The sequence below is a fragment of the Citrobacter sp. KTE30 genome, assembly GCF_000398825.1.
GTDB classification, from domain to species: domain Bacteria; phylum Pseudomonadota; class Gammaproteobacteria; order Enterobacterales; family Enterobacteriaceae; genus Citrobacter; species Citrobacter freundii.
This window is the reverse complement of record NZ_KB976055.1, coordinates 2,182,210-2,200,179: the sequence shown is the minus strand read 5'-3', so window position 1 is coordinate 2,200,179 and position 17,970 is coordinate 2,182,210. Positions and strand designations below refer to the sequence as shown.

The 17,970-nt window shown below is 50.3% G+C and carries 16 protein-coding genes and 3 pseudogenes; 6 read left to right on the top strand and 13 right to left on the bottom strand.

Annotation, left to right across the window (positions count from 1 at the left end):
- Window positions 1-24: 24 nt before the first annotated feature.
- Both WC1_RS12570 and WC1_RS12575 read right to left on the bottom strand, forming a co-directional pair.
- Entirely contained in the window at window positions 25-1,014 is a 990-nt protein-coding gene (locus WC1_RS12570) for a zinc-dependent alcohol dehydrogenase family protein (RefSeq protein WP_016150267.1), read from the bottom strand.
- A 98-nt stretch (window positions 1,015-1,112) separates the two neighbouring features.
- Complete coding sequence (locus tag WC1_RS12575) at window positions 1,113-2,033, bottom strand: LysR family transcriptional regulator (protein WP_016150266.1); 921 nt, start codon at window positions 2,031-2,033, stop codon at window positions 1,113-1,115.
- 112 nt (window positions 2,034-2,145) lie between these two features.
- On the opposite strand from WC1_RS12575, the gene WC1_RS12580 reads away from it, so the two are divergent.
- Window positions 2,146-2,763 (top strand): glutathione S-transferase family protein, encoded by a 618-nt coding sequence (locus WC1_RS12580; RefSeq protein WP_016150265.1) that lies wholly within the window; start codon window positions 2,146-2,148, stop codon window positions 2,761-2,763.
- A gap of 69 nt (window positions 2,764-2,832) precedes the next feature.
- On the opposite strand, the pseudogene WC1_RS0122780 reads toward WC1_RS12580, so the two are convergent.
- A pseudogene (locus WC1_RS0122780) lies at window positions 2,833-2,955 on the bottom strand (glucarate transporter); the annotation flags it as partial.
- A gap of 7 nt (window positions 2,956-2,962) precedes the next feature.
- Between WC1_RS0122780 and WC1_RS23635 the strand changes: the two are divergent.
- From WC1_RS23635 to pptA, 3 genes and pseudogenes are all read left to right on the top strand, one after another.
- Window positions 2,963-3,106, top strand: a complete 144-nt coding sequence (locus WC1_RS23635) for a LacI family DNA-binding transcriptional regulator (RefSeq protein WP_016150264.1) — start codon at window positions 2,963-2,965, stop codon at window positions 3,104-3,106.
- Window positions 3,093-3,212 (top strand): annotated as a pseudogene (locus tag WC1_RS24705) (GntR family transcriptional regulator); the annotation flags it as partial. The gene WC1_RS23635 and the pseudogene WC1_RS24705, both read left to right, overlap by 14 nt.
- Before the next feature lie 51 nt (window positions 3,213-3,263).
- Window positions 3,264-3,491: a tautomerase PptA gene (gene pptA / locus WC1_RS0122775; protein WP_032947978.1), complete on the top strand. Its 228-nt coding sequence runs from the start codon at window positions 3,264-3,266 to the stop codon at window positions 3,489-3,491.
- Window positions 3,492-3,519: 28 nt separating this feature from the next.
- On the opposite strand, the gene WC1_RS12585 is transcribed toward pptA, so the two are convergent.
- Window positions 3,520-4,092 (bottom strand): flavin reductase family protein, encoded by a 573-nt coding sequence (locus tag WC1_RS12585; protein WP_003020117.1) that lies wholly within the window; start codon window positions 4,090-4,092, stop codon window positions 3,520-3,522.
- A gap of 157 nt (window positions 4,093-4,249) precedes the next feature.
- Between WC1_RS12585 and nhoA the strand changes: the two genes are divergently transcribed.
- Window positions 4,250-5,095 carry an N-hydroxyarylamine O-acetyltransferase gene (nhoA, locus tag WC1_RS12590; protein WP_016150262.1) on the top strand — a complete coding sequence of 282 codons (846 nt, stop codon included), beginning with the start codon at window positions 4,250-4,252 and terminating at the stop codon, window positions 5,093-5,095.
- A gap of 44 nt (window positions 5,096-5,139) precedes the next feature.
- Window positions 5,140-5,238, top strand: a pseudogene (locus WC1_RS24965) (hypothetical protein); the annotation flags it as partial.
- 37 nt (window positions 5,239-5,275) lie between these two features.
- Here the strand turns inward: WC1_RS24965 and WC1_RS12595 are convergent.
- From WC1_RS12595 to WC1_RS12630, 9 genes are all read right to left on the bottom strand, one after another.
- Window positions 5,276-5,689, bottom strand: a complete 414-nt coding sequence (locus WC1_RS12595) for a hypothetical protein (RefSeq protein WP_016150261.1) — start codon at window positions 5,687-5,689, stop codon at window positions 5,276-5,278.
- Complete coding sequence (locus tag WC1_RS24960; RefSeq protein ID WP_016150260.1) at window positions 5,667-7,457, bottom strand: PAAR domain-containing protein; 1,791 nt, start codon at window positions 7,455-7,457, stop codon at window positions 5,667-5,669. Before WC1_RS24960 ends, WC1_RS12595 begins: the two co-directional genes overlap by 23 nt.
- 553 nt (window positions 7,458-8,010) lie before the next feature.
- Window positions 8,011-8,904 (bottom strand): PhzF family isomerase, encoded by an 894-nt coding sequence (locus WC1_RS12600; protein WP_016150259.1) that lies wholly within the window; start codon window positions 8,902-8,904, stop codon window positions 8,011-8,013.
- 98 nt (window positions 8,905-9,002) lie between these two features.
- A complete protein-coding gene (narI, locus tag WC1_RS12605) occupies window positions 9,003-9,683 on the bottom strand; it encodes a respiratory nitrate reductase subunit gamma (protein WP_003020109.1) in 681 nt (226 codons plus the stop codon).
- Window positions 9,680-10,375 (bottom strand): nitrate reductase molybdenum cofactor assembly chaperone, encoded by a 696-nt coding sequence (gene narW / locus WC1_RS12610; RefSeq protein ID WP_003836210.1) that lies wholly within the window; start codon window positions 10,373-10,375, stop codon window positions 9,680-9,682. Before narW ends, narI begins: the two co-directional genes overlap by 4 nt.
- A complete protein-coding gene (gene narH, locus WC1_RS12615) occupies window positions 10,375-11,919 on the bottom strand; it encodes a nitrate reductase subunit beta (RefSeq protein ID WP_003020103.1) in 1,545 nt (514 codons plus the stop codon). Before narH ends, narW begins: the two co-directional genes overlap by 1 nt.
- Window positions 11,916-15,656 (bottom strand): nitrate reductase subunit alpha, encoded by a 3,741-nt coding sequence (locus WC1_RS12620; protein WP_003843700.1) that lies wholly within the window; start codon window positions 15,654-15,656, stop codon window positions 11,916-11,918. Before WC1_RS12620 ends, narH begins: the two co-directional genes overlap by 4 nt.
- A gap of 49 nt (window positions 15,657-15,705) precedes the next feature.
- Entirely contained in the window at window positions 15,706-17,091 is a 1,386-nt protein-coding gene (locus WC1_RS12625; RefSeq protein WP_003020098.1) for a NarK family nitrate/nitrite MFS transporter, read from the bottom strand.
- Between the two features lie 211 nt (window positions 17,092-17,302).
- Window positions 17,303-17,881 carry a TetR family transcriptional regulator gene (locus WC1_RS12630; RefSeq protein ID WP_016150258.1) on the bottom strand — a complete coding sequence of 193 codons (579 nt, stop codon included), beginning with the start codon at window positions 17,879-17,881 and terminating at the stop codon, window positions 17,303-17,305.
- Window positions 17,882-17,970: the final 89 nt, after the last annotated feature.

The following is a 17,970-nucleotide window of genomic DNA, read 5'->3' as shown; positions in this document are numbered from 1 at the left end:
GCACAAGACTGTGCCGCACAAGGATTACAGGGTGACGACGATTTTGCCCACCTGACCGTTGGCTTCCATGTATTGATGTGCTTCAACGATATCATCAAAGGCAAAGGTTTTATCAATCAGCGGTTTGAGCTTACCGGATTGCAGTCCTTCAAAGATAAACCGTTTCGCCCGCGAAAGTTTTTCTGCGTCCGCGGTGATTTCGAAAATCTCATAGCCGCGGAAGGTCAGATGACGACCGAGTATCTCAATTACCGGAATCGACAAATCACGCGCATCAAGAGAGCCATACTGGAAAAAGAGTCCGCCGGCAGGCATCACCTGGGCAATTTTTGCCACGCCAGGGCCACCGACCGGATCGAAGACCACGCGGGTACCTTTGCCGTCAGTGATCCGGTTAATCTCCGCCACCAGATCCTGCTCCTGGCTGGCGATAACCTCTGCCGCGCCAAGTTGCAGAAGCTGGGCACGTTTCTCACTGGTGCGCGTCATCGCAATCGGTTTTGCTCCCCGCATGTTAGCAATCTGAATTGCCGCCAGTCCGACGCTGCTGGAAGCAGCATTGATCAGCACGTTATCACCAGGCTTAATATCCGCATATTCAACCAGCGCGCCGAAAGCGGTCACATACATCATCCAGCTCGCCGCGGCTTCCTCGAAGCTAAGATTCTCTGGATGTTTGACGACAGCATGGGCTGGAGCATTGACGACTTCACCGTACATACCATACTCATGGAAGCTGAAAGCCGGGATGACGCTGACGCTATCGCCGGGCGCAAACTCACGCACGTTGTCTCCCACGGATTCAACAACGCCAGAAGCCTCATAGCCCAGACGCGCCGGGAATTTGGGTTGGTAAATATACTGGCCGGTACGATACATAATTTCCGCCCGGTTGATGCCGATTGCGCGCACGCGGATCTGAACGTCATCAGCACCTGGCGCCGGAACCTGTATATCCTCAATTGTCAGGACGTCAGCGCCACCTGATTGATTAAAAACCACGACCTTAGACATAGCAAACCTCTGTAAATTGTTCTGTATTGGGTCTGCACAATTTAACGGCTCAGATGAGGGTGAAAAACCGCCGTTGCGGAACTTCACTATTACTCAGATTATAATAATCCCTGTAGGCGCGATTTTTGCTCGGTAAAAAGCGCATACAGCCAGTCAATAAACACCCGAACGCGGGGGGCAAGATGACGCCTGTCCGGGTAGAGCACGGAAACGGGTTTTGATTCCCCAGCATAATCGGCCAGCACCTCTACGAGCTGGCCCGACTGGATCCAGGGGGCCAGTACCGCGTGCACACCGTGGATGATACCGAGTCCGGATAAACAGCCTGTCAAAAGGATGTCGGAGTTATCAACGCTGATGTGACCTGTGGGGATAAACGACACGGTTTCACCCTCACGGACGAAGGACCATTCCAGTGCTTCACGATGACGTTCACTGAAAAAGTTAATTGCCTGATGTCGGGATAAATCCTCTGGCGTCTGCGGTACGCCGTGTTTTTGCAGATAATCCGGTGACGCGCATGTCACCATTTTTACCTCACCAAGCCGCCGTGAAATCAGAGAAGAGTCTTGTAACTCGCCAATGCGAATCATGCAGTCGATACCTTCGGCAAGCAGATCGATTCTGCGGTCGGTGGAGGTGAGGACAATCTCAATATCCGGGTAGCGCGACTGGAAATCGTTCAGGGCCGGGACTAATACCGAGTGAGCCAGCGACAGGGGGGCATTCACCCTGAGTTTTCCGCGCGGAGGGCGGGTGGGTGAGAAAGAAGCCATGATGTCATCAACGTCACTGAGCAGGATTTTTGTGCGTTGGTAAAAAGCGTCACCTTCTTCCGTCAGACTCACTTTACGAGTCGTGCGGTTAAGCAACTTTGTCCCCAGATCGTCTTCAAGATGTTGAATAGCTTTGGTCACTGCAGGGCGGTGCAGGTGTAACACGTCTGCTGCTCTGGCAAATCCACCTTGCTCAACAACCTGTACAAAAATGTTCATATATTCAAACATACTGGAACGCATGGCTTATTCTCCCCCGGTATTCGACCATTGTTATTATGAAAGTAATAATCACGTCTGCATAGGTTGCCGAATGCTGCTCTACACTTAGGGTTTTAACTTTGGGGATTGCAGCATGATTAAGGTCTATGGGGTACCGGGCTGGGGATCGGCCATCAGTGAAGTGATGCTCACACTGGCGGAGATCCCTTATCATTTTATTAATGTCGACGGTTTTGACAGTGACGGCCCTCAGCGGGAGTTGCTTAAGACGATGAATCCACTATGCCAGGTGCCCACGCTGGTACTGGAAAATGGCAGTGTGATGACGGAAACGGCGGCGATCGCGCTGATGATCCTCGATCGTCGCCCTGAACTTTCACCACCCGTTGGACACGCCGAACGCCAGCAGTTTCAGCGTCTGTTGATATGGCTGGTGGCAAATGTCTATCCCACGTTTACCTATGCCGACTATCCAGAACGCTGGGTACCGGACGCCCCGGCGCAGTTGAAAAAGAACTGCATTGAGTACCGTAAATCCCTCTATATGTGGCTGAACGATCAGCTAAACGCCGAGCCGTACGCATTCGGGGATCAGCTAACACTACTGGACGTATATATTGCCGTTATGCGCACCTGGGGACCAGGGCATGACTGGTTTCAGGACAACACGCCGAATATTAGCGCTATCGCTGATGCAGTTTGTCAGCATCCGAGGCTACGTACTGTACTGAAAAACAATAAGATTATTTGAATAAAAAAACGCTGTTCCGCAGGTGTGCAAATCCCGGAACAGCGGGCAAACTATCGCCATAAGATTAAATTACGCGACAGAAGGGGTCAGCGTAATACGATCCAATGGACTCACGATAAACAGATAAGAAATCAGGCCAATCAGCCCCATCGAACCGACGTACAGAATGGCGTAATCAAAAGACTGGGGATTGTCACCCATGAGGGTGAGCAGGGCGCTAAATAGCCCGCAGCTGGTGCGCCCGAAAACCGTGGAAAAAGTGATGCAGGCGGTGGCAGACTATTTGCTGAAAAAAGGTTATCGTCGTCATGGTATTGCGGCTGACGCACATCACCACAGTTAGCGTCGACCGACGAGCTATTGGACAACGCGCCGCCTCTCTGCTTGCCGATCGTATCGAACAAATTCCACGTGGAGGCGATATTATTGATGTCGGATTTCACCTGGTTGAAGAGAGTCCGCATAAGTTACCTGCATCCCAAAACAATAAGGAACCTGTCATGCCGCACGTTGATATCAAATGTTTTCCACGCGATCTGAATAACGAACAAAAATCCGCGCTGGCGGCGGATATTACCGAAGTCATTATTCGTCATTTACAAAGCAAAGAGAGTTCAGTGAGCGTGGCGCTGAATGAAGTTGAGCCGGGGGAGTGGCAGAGCGTGTGGGATGCGGAAATTGCGCCACAGATGACGAGGCTGATTAAAAAACCCGGCTACAGCATGTGAAAGAGAACGGGCGATTATTGCGCCCGTATTATTCAGCCGCTGTTATGCGTTTCCCGCTGGTGACAAACGTTCCGGCGCCAAGATGATGCAGGGTATTGAGTTTATCATCATCAAACTGCCAGCGTCCTTCCACGAAAGCTCGCTCATCAGCGGCAGCCGAGACCACTTCCCCAAACAGGGTGTCATATTTTTCCTGTGCCGCCGTTGCAGGCAGCAGACGACACTCCATCCAGGCCAGACATTTCGCTTCTATTAACGGTAATCCCAGCACCGGACCTTTTACCACCGGAATACCGTAGCAGTTAAATTTATCTTCCACGCGACCGGAAACGCTGCCCACCGCGTAAGTCCAGTTGGTAGCGGCCACGCCCGGAATAACAATACCGAACTTGCCGCTACGCTCAATCAGTTCACGCGACCAGGCAGTCTTATCAACAACAATTGCAATCCGCGGCGGTTCAAATTCCACCGGCATTGACCATGCCGCCGCCATCACATTGCGCCGCTCGGTATGCTCATCACGGCTGGTGATCAGTATCGTAGGGCCGTGGTTAAGCAGCCGACTGGCATGTTTTAATTCGATTGAACGGAAATGGCTCATGGATGCTCCTGGGCTGAGAGATAACACACCACAATAGATATAGATATTAACGGTATTAGCGATTTTGTCGCCTCGTCTGGAGGAACAACGCACAAAATCGACGGCGTAAAATTAAAAATGCGTTATAAGTACTGCATTAATCGAACAGGAACTCCCTATGACGCCTTTTTTAACCGCTTATTTTGCCCGTATTGGCTGGTCAGATTCGGCCAGCGTCGACATTGAAACTTTAAAAGCGCTGCATTTACTGCACAACGGCGCGATTCCGTTTGAAAACCTGGATGTATTACTGCCAAGAGAGATGCAGCTTGACGATTTGTCGCTGGAAGAGAAGCTGGTGACGGCGCGTCGTGGCGGTTATTGCTTTGAACAGAATGGAGTGTTTGAGCGCGCGTTACGCGAAATCGGTTTTAACGTACGCAGCCTTCTCGGACGTGTGGTACTGGCAAATCCGTCAAGTCTGCCGCCGCGCACGCATCGTCTGTTGCTGGTTGAATTACAGGGAGAGCAGTGGATCGCCGACGTTGGCTTCGGCGGGCAAACGCTGACGGCGCCGATTCGTCTGCAGGCCGACATTGAGCAGCAAACGCCACACGGCGAATATCGTCTGGTTCAGGAGGGGGACGATTGGATCCTGCAGTTCCGCCATCACGATCACTGGCAATCAATGTACCGTTTTGACCTGGTCGTGCAGCACCAGAGCGATTATCTGATGGGCAATTTCTGGTCCGCGCACTGGCCACAATCGCATTTTCGTCATCATTTGCTGATGTGTCGTCATCTTCCGGACGGCGGTAAGCTGACGTTGACCAATTTTCATTTCACCCGTTATCAGGATGGTCGGGCGATAGAGCAGATTAATCTACCCGATGTCGCCAGCCTGTATGCCTTGCTGCAGGAACAGTTTGGACTGGGCGTGGATGACGCGAAGCATGGGTTTACCGAAGATGAGCTGGCGACGGTCATGGCGGCGTTTGATACGCATCCAGAGGCGGGGAAATAGGGGTATCGGAAGTCATGCCGGATGCGGCGTTATCGCCTTATCCGGCAGACCCTAAAGTAAATCCGAATGTATTTGTAAGCGGGTTACTACCTGTTGCTACATATGGCTGGATTGTTGATCAAATTTATGGGGCATTGAAATAAAAAATAACAAGCACTCCAATGGAGTCCCTTTGAATTATCATTCAAATAATGCGTGTAAAATAAATCCTATTAACATTGGTGGAATCGATATAATCCAAAGAAAACCCTCAATTCTAAATCCAATAGTTAATTTCATTGGTAAGGAATTAATGTAATTATATTGCTCTATTGTCATATCATGATTAGAGAACTTGTTATACGGCAATATTAATGAATCCATAATAAAACCAACTTTTGCATGGTATGACCCTGGTGTTAATATCAGGCTAGCTTCTTTTGCTAATCCTGCCATAATAGGCAATCTATTATACTTTTTAATATATAAATCAACAACCATAGCATAATATTTTTTATTTACCAATGAAATAATAACAATAAGTAACATTCCAATCATGGAGAATGTTATTAAATATAAAATAAAGTTTGGATTATTTTTTAAATAATTGCTCATAAATTATATGTTCTCCGAATAATTCACCATAATGTTCAGCACTATCCTCGACAACTTTTGCGGTTCCTATACTTACGCCAACCCCCGTTACAAAGCATAAACTAGCACCTACGGCGCCCACTTCCGTAGTTACTAGCCCAAGAACCCACATGCAGGCACCTCGCGCAGCTAAACCACTGGCCCAACCAACCCCCATACTCGTCCCCTGTTTAAAACCAAACTTACTATATTCAGTAATTGCAGCCTTTTTGCAAGCATCTTCACGGCCTCTGGAACAAGCGTCATATACATTTGCTGAATAACCAGCAAAATCTAAGCCAACACCAATGTATCCTACATTTTTTATTATTTTTATCAATTTGGAAGAATGTTCAATATAATTCGCATATCCTTCAATATTATCGACTCCAGATTGGTTCCACTTATGCATAACAGAAGATGTTGAGAGGCCCAGCGCTTTCTTTATACTGTTATATTCTTCTAAATTTAATTGTGATTTAGAGAACTTATTTAATACAATATCCAATCTTTTAAAAAGCCTCGATCTTTGTCCAAAAAACTCCTCTCCAGATATTTTTCCATTATTATGCGTGTAAGTTTTTTTGTATAGATCTTCAATTTCTTTTAATATGTCATTTATCTCTTCATAGTATCCTTTGCCTATTTCACTTATATATCCAAAACCATCCCCGGCCTTACCTAAATAATCTCCATAAAGCTGATATGAAAATGTATCTACGACGGCTCTGTTATCGTGTAAAAGTTTTGCTTCCTCTATAGTAAGAGGTTCAAGTGCTTTATCAATTTTATCTCGTGCTTTTTGCAGAGTCTGAATCTGCTTTTGATCTTGCTTTTCAGGATCAACAACAATCAATATAGAGCCTGGTTTTTTTTCCATTTCTGGATTTAGCTTGCGGTATAACTCTTTTACTCCTGATGGCGGATTGACTATTAACTCACACTCATATTTCTTAGGTGATGTTTGATCTGGTACTACACAAAAACCAGGTTCTACCGTTTGTCTTGCTTCTGGGGGGCGCTGCTGCCGTACAGGTGGTGTATCAGGTATTGAATTACTGGTACTATTTACTGACTGAAAACTGGACAAAAGGTATTCATCATATCTGTATGTTATATTAAAATGCGGTGTAAACCTGCAATGACATTTGCATGAACCTCTGCTGTGTGCGGAACCTGCAAGGAGACATATTATTTCGGTTTCATAATCTGATAAATCTCGCCCCATCCTTGAGTAAATATCAAATAAATGTTTGGGAATCCTTGTTCGAAAACCTGTGCTAAAATTTGAAGTTAAGAATTTATTTTTCTTTTCTCCAGTAATGATTTTTTTCCGTCCAAGTATTATCCCTCCAGCCGTACCAATAAAATCATCGTGTTCAAATCTTTCATCGAAGTCTCTAAGTGAATCATGCGAGCGTCTATGTAAACCGGTTTCCTCTTGCATTTGTCTGAATATTTCTGAAGAAGGTGTTATTTTTCGACCTTCATGATCAATATCGTTATCAAATGCACTTTTGAAGGTGTCTCTATATAAAATCCTGCTTGCTTCTATATGTGAGCCATTTGGTACGCCACCCTCAATTTGGTATCGTTGACCATCAAAACCACATATATACTCATCCCCCTCACATGCTATTTTTACTCCTCTAATACGAGGAAGGTCGGAATTTTCTAAAATATAACCACCACAACTTGTTCTATCTCCCGGAGATAATAAAAATCCTTTCTTAGCATCCCAGAAACTCATATGACAAATCCTTATTTTAAATATCAAGACTAAAGAAAGTATGATATCAAACTATTTGTAATTTAATTATTGTGACTACCATCGCAAATTATAAAAAAGCCTGAATCTTTTTTAAAATAATTCAGGCATTCTATAACCAGTTTAATTGAAATTCATTAGATAAATGCCTCGTAAACTCTTTTTCTTTTCTATGATGAGATTAATCTCATTAAGCCCGTCATTTGACAGTGGAACCTGTAATGCCTTCTCCCATTTTAACGTGGTTTCACGTTTCTCAATAATATAATCATATCTGTCATAATGTTTTTTCCGATGATTTTATTAGTATGTTGATTAACAATGTCTTTTTCATTCTCTGTGAAGTGGAGCGTTCCAGACAAGGTTTTAAATGTTCTCCTTATGTCGCGCATTGAGAATACAGATTCTAAATTCTTTTTCGCAAAAATATTTACTGGCTCTGCCCAATAAGAAGAACTTAAGCCTATGGTCGATTTTAAAGTTCGCTTTAGTTTGTCTGTTTTGATTGTAGGCCTTATCCGGCCTACGGGAACAATTAAAAATCTATCGCCCATTCGGCGTGAAACAGGATCACTGCCGAACCGGTAATGGTCACTTTTTCCGGCAGGTTTTCACGGATAGCCACCGTCACATCAACAATACCGTCACGCCCGAGCGCGCGGCCCTGATGCCCCTGAACACGTAGCGTTTTTCCGTCATGCGGCATCAACCCATGTTGAACCAGCCACGCGCCCATTGGACCGTTGGCATTGCCGGTAACCGGATCTTCCACAATACCAATAGCAGGCGAGAACATGCGGCCATCGGTGGCGTTTTCGCCCTTGCGAATTTGAAAAGGGAAGAAACCGTTACAGCCAATTTGCTTGCTGATAGCGGTCAGGGCAGGCAAATCCGGGGAAAGGGCGTCGAGGTCCACCTCAGGCTTCAGCGCAATCATTACTTTAGAGTGTCCGGTAGTGGCTACCTGAATGGGTAATCCGGGCAGCATATCGTCTTCGCTCAGGTGCAGTGCATCGATTATCGCGGCACGTACAGCACCTTCCAGCGGAGCTTCGAATCCAGGTACGCCTTGTTCAAGGCTGATGCGATAGTCATTGTCACTTGCTTCAATATCGACCCGATGACGACCGGCGAGCGAGGTTTGCCAGACGGTGCTGTTGCCCAGACCCAGCACCTTGGCGCGCACATAATGTGCGGCGACGGTAGCGTGTCCACAGATAGGAACTTCGACCGTCGGCGTGAAATAACGAATGCGAACATCGCTGTCGTCACTGGTCAGCAGGAATGCGGTTTCCGAATGACGCAGCTCGCGAGCAATAAGTTGCATCTGTGCTTCGCTCAATCCGTCAGCATGCAACACCACTCCCGCTGAATTGCCGCGAAAGGGTACTGAAGTAAAGGCATCGACGTGATAAACCTGTGGTTTCATTAGCGTTCTCCCTGGGATGGAGAAGCATCATAACGTACAAAAAGCGGGATAGCGATCCAGGCCCGGTAAGCGCTAGCGCTACCGGGCAGCAGAGGAAATTAGCGACGCGAACGCACTATCTGATAACGGCGGGTAAAGTACTCAAACGGCGCACTCCACACGTGGACCAGTCGGGTGAACGGGAACAGCAGGAAAATGGTCATCCCCAGAACCAGATGCACACGGAAAATCCACGCCACGCCATCCAGATGCGCAGACGCACCGCCCTGGAAGGTCACCACCGACTGCGCCCAACCGACCAGTTTTAGCATTTCACTGCCGTCAGGATGCTGTGCAGAGAACGGGATAGTGGTTAAACCGAGAATACATTGAATCAGCAGAACGCAGAGGATCAGAATATCGGCGGTCGAGGAGGTTGCGCGAATGCGCGGGTTAGTCAACCGGCGCACCAGCAGGCCAGCGCCACCCACCAGTGTGAGCACGCCACAAAGTCCGCCGGCAATCATCGCCATCTGCTGCTTTACCGCAATCGGCAGGAACCAGGCATACATCCAGTGCGGCGTTAACATGCCAAACAGGTGCCCGAAAAAGATCCCCAGAATGCCGATGTGGAACAGGTTTGACCACAACACCATGCCGCGTTTGTCCAACATCTGGCTGGAAGACGCGCGCCAGGTGTATTGCCCGTAGTCGTAGCGTAGCCAACTGCCGAGGATAAACACCGTACCGCACAGGTACGGATAGATATCGTAAAAAAAGACGTTCAGGTACTGTATCATTTCGGGCCTCCCGCGCTGACGTCGACATACTGAGGTGCCACGTCCTGGCTAAAGCGTCGTTGATAGTTTTGTAACGGTGAACTGTCACAGGCGGTGGCATTATCTTCGATAAACTTCACCTGTTCCTCTTCCCAGACTGCATCCAGCGCCTGTCGGGTATCGTCGCGCGTTTCCGCGCCAACTTGCTTAGTGACACTGTCACTCGAAAGAGGACTTCCGGCAAGCTGCAACAGGGCATCAAACAGTTGATACCACGGCGTATCGCGCTGTTTTAAGCGCCCGCCAAGCAACGCCAGAATCGGTGCGACGTTCTGCAGTCCTTCTTTGGCCTCCGCTTCCGGTAACACGCTTAAGTACTCAAGATATAAAGGCAGGTGATCCGGCAGTTCGCGACAGTTTAGCTGCAGCCCGACCTTTTCATACTGCGCCAACAAATCAACCATCGCCTGGCCCCGGTCACGGGACTCGGCGTGCACATGCTCAAACAGCAGCAGAGAGGTGGCCCGACCCCGGTCAAAGATTTCGCACCATTCGGCTTGTTTATCCAGTAACGGCGCATTGAGCAGCTCCTGGCTAAAATCACTCAGCATGGGGGCATCGCTGGCCACAAGCGCCAGCGCGTCGTCTTTACACTCCCATAGCAGCTCGTCGGGGTACTCCATCAGCAGGCCGATAACCTTCAGGATTTGCATTATTCACCCTCCGCTTTATCGCGCACTTCGGTGATGTCGATGGCATCAATACGGCTGCTGTTGAACAGGTTGAATTTGGTGTCGGAACCATGACAACCGTCGCCGAAGGTAAATCCGCAGCCGTTTTTCTCCGGGAAGGCATCACGCGCCATTTCGCGGTGACTGGTCGGGATCACAAAGCGGTCTTCATAGTTGGCGATGGCCAGATAACGATACATCTCCTCGACCTGCTCAACGCTCAGACCCACTTCCTCAATCGCGCGGGTGTCCGTGACGCCTTCTACGGTTTGCGCACGCATATAGTGGCGCATGGCCATCATCCGTTTGAGCGCCCTCAGCACCGGACCGGTATCACCCGCACTGAGCATATTGGCGAGGTACTGAACCGGAATTCGCAGCGACTCAACCGCAGGCAAAATGTTGCCATTGTGCGGCAGTCCGCCCGCGTCGGCGACCGACTGAATCGGTGACAATGGCGGCACATACCAGACCATCGGCAGGGTGCGATACTCCGGGTGCAGCGGTAGCGCCAGCTTCCAGTCCATCGCCATTTTGTAAACCGGCGAGCGCTGAGCTGCTTCGATGACGTTGTGTGGAATACCTTGTTTTAGCGCCTCTTCAATCACCGCCGGATCGTTCGGGTTGAGGAACACATCGCACTGACGCTCGTAGAGATCGGTTTCATGCTCGGTGCTCGCTGCTTCCTCAATACGGTCGGCGTCGTACAGCAATACCCCGAGATAACGGATACGCCCAACGCAGGTTTCTGAACACACCGTCGGCTGGCCGGACTCAATACGCGGGTAGCAGAAAATGCACTTCTCTGACTTACCGCTCTTCCAGTTAAAGTAGATTTTTTTGTACGGACAGCCGCTGATGCACAAGCGCCAACCGCGACATTTGTCCTGGTCGATCAGCACAATGCCGTCTTCTTCACGCTTATAGATAGCACCGCTCGGGCAGGTGGCGACACAGCTTGGATTCAGACAGTGCTCGCACAGGCGCGGTAAATACATCATAAACGTGTTTTCGAACTGACCGTACATCTCCTTTTGCATCTTCTCGAAGTTACGGTCGCGGGCGCGTTTTGAAAATTCGCCGCCAAGCAGTTCTTCCCAGTTTGGACCCCAGATAATCTTGTCCATCCGTTTACCATCTATCAGCGAACGCGGACGCGCGGTGGGCTGATTCTTGCTCTCCGGCGCGCTATGCAGATGCTGATAATCGTAGGTAAACGGTTCATAGTAATCATCGATTTGCGGGATCACCGGGTTGGCGAAAATTTTGGTGATCACGCCCATCTTACCGCCCAGACGCGGTCTTATCTTGCCGTTGACATCGCGAACCCAGCCGCCTTGCCACTCTTCCTGATCTTCCCAGTTTTTCGGATAACCAATCCCCGGTTTAGTCTCGACGTTGTTAAACCACGCATATTCCATCCCTTCACGCCCGGTCCAGACGTTTTTACAGGTGACGGAGCAGGTGTGGCAGCCGATGCACTTATCCAGATTAAGAACCATGCCTACCTGTGAGCGTATTTTCATTTTTTCGCCTCCTGTACCTGATCGCGACCTTCATCATCCAGCCAGTTAATGTTTTTCATTTTTCTAATCATGATGAACTCATCGCGGTTAGAGCCGACCGTCCCGTAATAATTGAAGCTGTATGCCAGTTGCGCATAGCCGCCAATCATATGCGTGGGTTTCGGGCAGACGCGGGTGACCGAGTTATGGATCCCGCCACGCATCCCGGTGACTTCCGAGCCAGGGATATTCATGATTCGCTCCTGAGCGTGATACATCATGGTCATTCCCGGCGGCACGCGTTGACTCACCACTGCACGCGCGGTGAGCGCACCGTTGGCGTTGAAGGCTTCAATCCAGTCGTTATCCTCAATGCCCAGCTCTTTGGCATCGGTCTCGCTGATCCAGACAATTGGGCCGCCGCGCGAAAGCGTCAGCATCAGCAGGTTTTCACTGTAGGTAGAGTGGATCCCCCATTTCTGGTGCGGCGTCAGGAAGTTGAGGGCTTTTTCCGGGAAGCCGTTAGGCGGAACTTCGCGCATTTCACTGACGCTGCGAGTATCGATAGGCGGACGATACGCCACCAGGCTTTCACCGAACGCTCGCATCCACGCGTGATCCTGGTACAGCTGCTGGCGACCGGACAGGGTACGCCATGGGATCAACTCGTGGACGTTGGTATAGCCTGCGTTATAGGAGACATGTTCGCTTTCAAGGCCGGACCAGGTAGGGCTGGAGATGATTTTGCGTGGCTGCGCCTGGATATCGCGAAAACGGATCTTCTCGTCTTCTTTATTCAACGCCAGATGCGTATGGTCGCGTCCGGTCATCGCCCCCAGCGCTTCCCAGGCTTTCACCGCTACCTGACCGTTTGTTTCTGGCGCCAGGGCGAGGATCACCTCAGAGGCATCCAGCGCGGTGTCAATCAGCGGTCGGCCTTTTGCCGGGCCTTCGCGTTTGGTGTAGTTCAGCTTGCCGAGGAAATCGACTTCCGCCTGGGTATTCCACGCAATGCCTTTCCCACCGTTACCAAGCTTGTCCATGAGCGGACCGAGTGAAGTAAAACGTTCGTAGGTGGCGGGGTAGTCACGTTCCACAACGGCGATATTCGGTGCCGTTTTCCCCGGGAGGAGATCGCATTCGCCTTTGCGCCAGTCCAGAATGTCAAACGGCTGCGCCAGCTCTGCCGGAGAGTCGTGTTGCAGTGGTTGCAACACCACATCCGTTTCTTGTCCAAGGTGTCCGACACATACCTCGGAGAACACTTTGGCGATGCCTTTATAAATTTCCCAGTCACTCTTCGATTCCCATGCCGGGTCGACCGCCGCGGACAACGGGTGAATAAACGGATGCATATCCGAGGTGTTCATATCGTCTTTTTCATACCAGGTAGCGGTTGGCAAAACGATATCGGAGAACAAACAGGTGCTGGACATACGGAAATCGAGCGTGACCAGCAGATCGAGCTTGCCCTCTATCGCCGCGGACTGCCATTCAACCTCTTCAGGTTTAATACCCTCACTTGAACCGAGCGCTTCCCCCTGGATCCCGCTTTCGGTACCCAGTAAATACTTGAGCATGTATTCATGCCCTTTACCTGAGGAACCGAGCAGGTTAGAGCGCCAGACGAAGAGGTTGCGTGGGTGGTTTTTGCCGCTATCTGGCTGCTCGCAGGCAAAACGAATATCACCCGACTTCAGCGCTTGGGCAGTGTATTGCGCAGGAGATAACCCAGCTTGTTCTGCCTTCGCTTTGACGGTCAATGGGTTAAGGTTAAGCTGCGGCGCAGAGGGCAGCCAGCCCATTCGTTCAGCACGTACGTTAAAGTCAATCAAATGTCCGCTAAACTTCGACGCATCGGCCAGCGGAGAGAGGAGTTCTTGCGCGGTGAGTTTTTCATAACGCCACTGACTGGAATGATTGTAGAAAAACGAAGTGCTGTTCATCTGACGAGGTGGGCGGTTCCAGTCCAGGGCAAAGGCCAGCGGCAACCAACCGGTTTGCGGACGCAGTTTCTCCTGACCCACATAGTGCGCCCAGCCGCCGCCGCTTTGTCCCACGCAACCACAGAACACCAGGATGTTAATCATCCCGCGGTAGTTCATGTCCATGTGATACCAGTGGTTAACGCCAGCCCCGAGGATGATCATCGAACGGCCATGCGTTTTGTGCGCGGTATCGGCAAACTCACGGGCGATTTGTTCGATATGACGGCGTGGCACGCCGGTAATTTGCTCACCCCAGGCCGGGGTGTAGGCTTTTACTTCGCTGTAATCTTGTGCGCTATGAACATCATCCAGACCACGGTCGAGGCCGTAATTCGCCAGCACCAGATCATAGACGCTCACCACCGGGCAACGGCTACCGTCAGCGAGGGTAAGATATTTTACTGGTAGTTGACGGACCAGCACTGGTTCCTGTTTTACACTGCGAAAATGTGGGTTTTCGTTGCCGCCAAAATAGGGGAATGCCACGCCGGTCACGTCATCATGCTGACCAAGCAGCGAGAGGGAAAGTTCAGTTTCAGCGCCAGCCGCCAGGGGTTCCAGGTTCCATTTGCCTTTCTCGCCCCAGCGAAAACCGATGGATCCATTCGGGACAACCAGTTCACCTTCGCGGTTGAAAGCCACCGTTTTCCACTCTGGATTGTTGCTTTCGCCGAGACCATCAACAAGGTCTGAGGCGCGCATCATGCGTCCAGGCACGTAGCTGCCATCTTCGCGGGCATCCAGCAGCACCAGCATCGGCATATCGGTATAGCGACGACAGTAATTGAGGAAATAATCGCTGGGATTGTCGAGATGGAACTCTTTCAGGATGACGTGGCCCATCGCCATTGCCAGCGCGCTGTCTGTCCCTTGTTTCGGTGCCAGCCACTGGTCGCACAGTTTGGCTACTTCCGAGTAGTCTGGCGTAATGGCAATCGTCTTGGTGCCTTTGTAGCGTACTTCAGTAAAAAAGTGCGCGTCCGGGGTACGGGTCTGCGGCACGTTAGAGCCCCAGGCGATGATATAGCTGGAGTTATACCAGTCGGCGGATTCAGGAACGTCGGTCTGCTCGCCCCAGGTCATCGGTGACGCTGGCGGTAAGTCGCAGTACCAGTCATAGAAGCTCAGACAGGTTCCGCCCAGTAGCGAGAGATAACGCGTACCTGCGGCATAGGAGACCATCGACATTGCGGGGATGGGCGAGAATCCGGCCACACGATCCGGGCCGTAGGTTTTCACCGTCCAGACGTTGGCAGCAGCAATCAGTTGATTAAGTTCTTTCCAGTTGGAACGGATAAACCCACCGCGCCCGCGTACCTGCTTGTAGCTCTGGCATTTTTGCGGGTCGTTCATAATGGATTCCCAGGCCAGCACCGGATCGGGCTGGCGGGACAGGGCGTCGCGCCACAATTCGATTAAGCGTTTACGCACCAGTGGATATTTCAGGCGGTTAGCGCTGTAGAGATACCACGAGTAACTTGCGCCGCGTGGGCAGCCACGGGGCTCATGATTTGGCAGGTCAGGGCGGGTACGCGGGTAGTCGGTTTGCTGAGTTTCCCAGGTTACCAGCCCGTTTTTGACGTAGATTTTCCAGCTGCATGAGCCGGTACAGTTAACGCCGTGGGTAGAACGCACAATTTTATCGAACTGCCAGCGCTGACGATAGCTGTCTTCCCAGTCCCGGTTGGTGTGCATTACTTGCCCATGCCCCTCGGCAAACGTATCGCCCTTTTGTTTAAAGTAGCGAAAGCGGTCTAACAGTTTACTCATGACATAACTCCTGCTTCGAATAACGTTGCCTACACAGGCCAAAAGATGACTATTTTTTTTGTGATTTACGGCCGTAAACCAGCCAGGTCACCAGCACGCAGACGATGTAGAACACAAGGAATATTTTCATGGCGCCGACCGGAGATCCGGTCAGCGCCAGCGATGAACCAAACGCTTTCGGGATAAAGAAGCCCCCGACAGCGCCAATTGCGGAGATAAATCCCAGGGCGGCTGCGGTATCGGTTACCGCCTCACGCTGGGCCTGTTCTTCAGTACCACCGTGCAGCTTCACCCGGTAAATGGTGATTTTGCGAAAGATCACCGCAATCATCTGGAAGGTCGAACCGCTGCCCAGACCCGCGGTCAGGAACAAGCCCATAAACACCAGGTAAAACGCGATAAAGCTTCCTTCGCCCGAGCCGGGCAAAGTGAGAAACAGCAGGGCGCTGAACAGTGCCATAAAGATGAAGTTAATTAAGGTGACCCGCACACCACCAAACTTGTCAGAGATAACACCGCCCGCCGATCGCGCCAGCGCACCGATAAAGGGCCCGAAGAACGCCAGTTGCAGAATATTCACGTCAGGGAACTGTGTTTTCGCCAGCATGGCAAAGCCTGCTGAAAAACCGATAAATGAACCGAAGGTGGCGAGATACAGCAGACTTAATAACCACAAATGAAAACGCTTGAGGACCGGTAGCTGGGAGGCAATTGAGGCCTTCGAACTGGCAATGTCGTTCATTCCTATGCCCGCTGCCACGGTCGCTATCAGCAGTAGCGGCACCCAAATCCATGCGGCATTGGCCAGTGACAGTAACGATCCGTCAGCTTGTGGTACGCCCTGCACGCCCAGGAAGGTAAAAATGGGGAGAAAGATCACCAGCGGCGCGATCAACTGCATCACGCTGACACCGAGGTTGCCGAGGCCACCGTTAATGCCTAGTGCGCTGCCTTGCTTCGCTTTGGGGAAGAAAAAACTGATATTGCCCATGCTGGAGGCAAAGTTAGCGCCAGCAAACCCACACATCAGCGCAATGATAATAAATACGCCAAACGGAGTAGCGGTATTTTGCACGGCAAAACCGAGCCAGACGCAGGGAATAACCAGAATGACGGTGCTAAAAATGGTCCAACGGCGCCCCCCAAATATAGGTACCATAAAGGAGTAGGGAACGCGCAATATTGCACCAGAAAGAGAAGGTAATGCCGTTAATAAAAACAGTTGATCGGTGGTAAAATTAAAACCAATTTTATTCAGATTGACAGCAACAGCGCTGAACAACATCCAGACGCAAAACGCAAGCAGCAAGCAACTCACTGATATCCAGAGGTTTCTTCGGGCAATGTGCTTACCTTTGTTTTCCCAAAAGGCAGGATTTTCGGGTTTCCAGTCAGTTAAAAGATAACGATTATTTTTCTCATTTGATGCTGACATATTATTCTCCATGCACATGCCGTTCATGAAAAAGAAATAAACGCATACAGCGCCGCGCGAGTTCTTTTAGAAACTATTGAAAAGTTTTGGGAATATTGACTGAAAGAATAGATAAAAAAGCGCAATAACGCGGCGTGATGAGGGAATTACACGTTGCTTAAGTGTTACCAATTGTAAATATAAAAGATGTATTATTAATTCATCTATAACATCAATTAACTAACTCTAACGTAATCATACGATCCAGGTGGCGTTCGAATGCAGGATCGGCCATTTCTTCAATGCCTAATACATAGATGCCATCCAGACCGCATACCAACGCAATTAAACGCCACGCCACATCGGCAGCATCCGGGCCTGGAGAAAACTCACCGGCATTCTGTCCCTGAGAGATGATAGCGGCGGTTTCTTCGTGCCACATCCGCATGGTCAGCAGGTAAGCGCTTTTGATTTCCGGATCTTTATCCGCCAGAACCTGCGCTTCACGCCATAGTTTTATATAGGGTTCGAACCCGCCATCTTCGCTGCCCAGCATGGCATGCAGCCGTTCACGGAAGCTGGCGTTTGCGCTGACCAGTTCGGCATCCAGAAGAGTACGGATCAGTTGCACAAAAGCGAGGGATTTTAACTCGCCGGCAGACGTAAAGTGATGATGCACCTGGCCGGTTGACACCTGAGCTTCCGTGGCAATACGCCGCACCGTCATGGCGGTAAATCCTTCCTCAAGCGCGACGCGCATTGCCGCCTGCAGAATCACTTCCCGACGTTCATCCCGATTTAGATAGCTCATCGTTCCTCCCATATCCGTTTAGCACGCAGTCTAACAAAAAGTTGGACATACGTTCAAATTTCCGTAGGATCGCCGAACCTGGACGTGTG

Excerpts from the sequence above, each read along its gene's own strand:
- WC1_RS12620 (WP_003843700.1), bottom strand. The coding sequence starts at position 15,656 with ATGAGTAAACTGTTAGACCGCTTTCGCTACTTTAAACAAAAGGGCGAT.
- pptA (WP_032947978.1), top strand. The coding sequence starts at position 3,264 with ATGCCGCACGTTGATATCAAATGTTTTCCACGCGATCTGAATAACGAA.
- WC1_RS12570 (WP_016150267.1), bottom strand. The coding sequence starts at position 1,014 with ATGTCTAAGGTCGTGGTTTTTAATCAATCAGGTGGCGCTGACGTCCTG.
- narW (WP_003836210.1), bottom strand. The coding sequence starts at position 10,375 with ATGCAAATCCTGAAGGTTATCGGCCTGCTGATGGAGTACCCCGACGAG.
- WC1_RS12575 (WP_016150266.1), bottom strand. The coding sequence starts at position 2,033 with ATGCGTTCCAGTATGTTTGAATATATGAACATTTTTGTACAGGTTGTT.
- WC1_RS12600 (WP_016150259.1), bottom strand. The coding sequence starts at position 8,904 with ATGAAACCACAGGTTTATCACGTCGATGCCTTTACTTCAGTACCCTTT.
- WC1_RS12585 (WP_003020117.1), bottom strand. The coding sequence starts at position 4,092 with ATGAGCCATTTCCGTTCAATCGAATTAAAACATGCCAGTCGGCTGCTT.
- narH (WP_003020103.1), bottom strand. The coding sequence starts at position 11,919 with ATGAAAATACGCTCACAGGTAGGCATGGTTCTTAATCTGGATAAGTGC.
- WC1_RS12595 (WP_016150261.1), bottom strand. The coding sequence starts at position 5,689 with ATGAGCAATTATTTAAAAAATAATCCAAACTTTATTTTATATTTAATA.
- WC1_RS12625 (WP_003020098.1), bottom strand. The coding sequence starts at position 17,091 with ATGTCAGCATCAAATGAGAAAAATAATCGTTATCTTTTAACTGACTGG.
- WC1_RS12580 (WP_016150265.1), top strand. The coding sequence starts at position 2,146 with ATGATTAAGGTCTATGGGGTACCGGGCTGGGGATCGGCCATCAGTGAA.
- nhoA (WP_016150262.1), top strand. The coding sequence starts at position 4,250 with ATGACGCCTTTTTTAACCGCTTATTTTGCCCGTATTGGCTGGTCAGAT.
- WC1_RS24960 (WP_016150260.1), bottom strand. The coding sequence starts at position 7,457 with ATGAGTTTCTGGGATGCTAAGAAAGGATTTTTATTATCTCCGGGAGAT.
- narI (WP_003020109.1), bottom strand. The coding sequence starts at position 9,683 with ATGATACAGTACCTGAACGTCTTTTTTTACGATATCTATCCGTACCTG.
- WC1_RS23635 (WP_016150264.1), top strand. The coding sequence starts at position 2,963 with ATGAGGGTGAGCAGGGCGCTAAATAGCCCGCAGCTGGTGCGCCCGAAA.
- WC1_RS12630 (WP_016150258.1), bottom strand. The coding sequence starts at position 17,881 with ATGAGCTATCTAAATCGGGATGAACGTCGGGAAGTGATTCTGCAGGCG.